The 3,312-nt window shown below is 27.7% G+C and carries 2 protein-coding genes; both read left to right on the forward strand.

Features of this window, described 5'->3' with window-relative positions; translation table 11 throughout:
• Positions 1-925 precede the first annotated feature (925 nt).
• Entirely contained in the window at positions 926-3,103 is a 2,178-nt protein-coding gene (rnr, locus tag ACKVOD_RS12685) for a ribonuclease R (protein ID WP_409209835.1), read from the forward strand.
• Between the two features lie 7 nt (positions 3,104-3,110).
• A partial coding sequence (locus ACKVOD_RS12690; RefSeq protein ID WP_409209836.1) for a GIN domain-containing protein occupies positions 3,111-3,312 on the forward strand: 202 nt, incomplete at its 3' end.

Raw genomic sequence — 3,312 nt, forward strand, 5'->3', positions numbered from 1 at the left:
AAAGATTTATGTTTTTATTCTAAATACTTAAATATTTAACCTTAGTTAAATAACATTATTTCTTATAAATTTAGTTAACATTAACCCGTTGGGTGTAATTCAATTTTCATAATTTTTTAACCACATAGAAATATAGATTCTGAAAATTTTGAAAGTCGTTTCACTTAATTCGAGAAAAACATAGCTATGCGAAACCATGAATTGAGCTATCAAACTCTTTTTTCTATGAATCTATGCGGTTAAATTTTTTCATATAGTATTAATTATTAATTTTTATTAATTACACCCAACGGGTTAACATTAAGTTTAAAAACACTTCCTTAATTTAAATTTAATGTTAATAAATCGTAATGTTAATAGTTTTTTTAAATGTCTGTAAATCAGATAATATTAAATTAACATGGAATGTTTATAAGTTGAGATAGAATATTACAACTATTTCTTGTTTGCAAACTATAAATACATAATCAAAAACAAGCTTGGAATAATCTAATTTAGTTTGCTTTTTTTATATAAAAGTTATAACAATTAATTTACCATTTATAAACAAAAAATAAATATTAAGTTATGTACAAAATAGTTGTATTTTTTGTTGTCAACAACTGTTAATTAATTTTTAAAAAGCCTTTAAAATTAAACTTTTAACTCTAAATAAACCTGTTAATAAATCTTTATAAAATCATTTAATTCAGAAATTGATATTTTTAATAAAAACTTATTCTAGCTATAAACACGCTATAATAACCATTAAAAATTAATTTAAATTTCTTTTTCTTTTTGTTGTTTTTAATAGATGTTGACAACTTAAATCTTTTATAAATGAATTTTCTATTTAAAATAAAAGTTATTATTTATTTAAAACCTCATTCTCATTGGTACACAATGAATAGTATTTCGTAATTTTAGACTTTTAAGAAACTATTTCATGAGCAAGAAACCCAGAAAACCGAGTAATAATTCAAAAGATTTCTCTAATAAGATTATAAAAATACTAACTACAAACAGTAATAGACCCTTTAATTATAAGCAAATAGCAGCATTACTCGAAGTAGATGATACTAAATCGAGAAATGAAATTATTCATGATTTAAAGATTCTTGCTGCACAAAAAATGATAATAGAATCTGAACCTGGAAAATATCTTGTCAAAGCAATTTCCGAGGATTTGTATGAAGGAACAATAGATATGACAGGTCGAAAGACTGCTTATTTTATTTGTCCAGAATTTGGAGAAGATGTATTTATTCCGACTAATAATTTAAATCGCGCTTTAGACAAAGACAAAGTAAAGGTTTATATTTATAATCGTCGAAAAGGAAAACGACCAGAAGGCGAGGTTATAGAAGTGGTAGAACGCGCCAAAACAGATTTTGTAGGTGTAATTGCTATTCAACCAAATTTTGCGTTTGTATCAACTGCTAATCCTAAAATGTATACTGATATTTTTATTCCAAAAGATAAAATAGGCGCAGCCGAAAATGGTGATGTAGTTTTAGTTCATATTGAAGATTGGCCTAAGAAAGCCGATTCTCCTTTTGGATCAGTAATAAAGATTTTAGGAAAACCAGGAGAGCATAATACTGAGATTCATGCTATTTTGGCAGAATACGGTTTACCTTCTGAATTTCCGATAGAAGTGGAAACGTATGCCCAAAAAATAGATACTTCAATTACCGAAAGTGAAATTAAAAATCGTCGTGATATGCGACAAGTTCTTACCTATACGATTGATCCTAAAGATGCCAAAGATTTTGATGACGCGCTTTCCTTTCAAGTTTTAGAAAACGGAAATTTTGAAATAGGAATTCATATTGCTGATGTTTCACATTATTTGCAAGAAGGTACAATCCTTGACGACGAGGCTTATAATCGGGCAACATCTATTTATTTAGTAGATAGAGTTGTACCAATGTTACCCGAAGTTTTATCCAATTTTGCTTGCTCTTTGCGTCCAAATGAAGAAAAATATACTTTTTCGGCAATTTTTGAATTGGATAAAAAAGCAAGTATAAAAAACCAATGGTTTGGTAGAACTGTAATCGATTCGAATCAACGTTTTTCTTATGAAGAAGCGCAGTTTATTATAGAAACCAAAGAAAATATAATTCCAATTGAAACTTCAATCACTGGAAGTTCTTATAAAGTTTCGGACGAAATTGTATTTGCTACTTTAAAACTAGATGAATTAGCTAAAATTATGCGTCAAAAAAGAATGAATGATGGTGCCATTTCTTTTGATAAAGTAGAAGTTAAATTTAATTTGTCTGAAACAGGAAATCCAGAAGGTGTTTATTTTAAAGAAAGTAAAGATTCAAATCATTTAATTGAAGAATTTATGCTTTTGGCTAATAAAAAAGTAGCCGAATATATTGGCAAACAAAAAAAGACTTTTATTTATAGAATTCACGACGAACCTAATGAAGATAAATTATTAGCCATGTCTGAATTAATAAAGAAATTTGGCTACACAATTGATTTTAATTCGGGATCTGTTTCTCATGCTTTGAATGAACTTATGAAGGAAGTACACGGCAAAAAAGAGCAAAATTTGATTGATACTTTAGCCATTCGTTCGATGAGTAAGGCAAAATATTCGACAGATAATATTGGTCATTACGGATTAGCATTTGATTATTATAGCCATTTTACCTCGCCAATTCGTCGTTATCCAGATGTAATGGTGCATAGATTATTGCAATTTTATCTGGATAATGGCAAATCAGCAAGTCAAGAAATATTCGAAACCAAGTGTGTGCATTGTTCCCAAATGGAAGGTTTAGCCACTAAAGCTGAGCGAGATTCTATAAAATACATGCAAATAAAATACATGCAAGATCATAAAGATCAAGAATTTTTGGGAGTTATTTCTGGTGTAACCGAATGGGGAATTTTTGTCGAAATTATAGAAAATAAATGCGAGGGAATGGTTAGAATCAGAGAAATAAAAGACGACTATTTTGTTTTTGACGAAAAACAATATGCACTTGTGGGACAAACAACTAAAACTTTATTACAATTAGGTGACGAAATTTATGTAAAAGTAAAAACTGCCGATTTAGTAAAAAAACAATTGGATTTTAATTTTATTAGAATAAATGAATAATTTAAAAATGAAAAATAAAATAGTATTATTGTTTTTAGTTTTAGCACAAATTTGTGTTGCACAAATAAATAAAAACGTTGGCGATTTTAATGGAGTAAAAGTATTTGATAAACTCCAAGTAACATTAATATCATCGACCGAAAATAAAATTATTATTACCGGTACAAGAGAAAATGATGTAGAGGTTGTCAATAAAAATGGAGAATTAA

Origin of the sequence: Flavobacterium sp. (genome assembly GCF_046155325.1) — a bacterium.
Taxonomy (GTDB): Bacteria; Bacteroidota; Bacteroidia; order Flavobacteriales; family Flavobacteriaceae; genus Flavobacterium.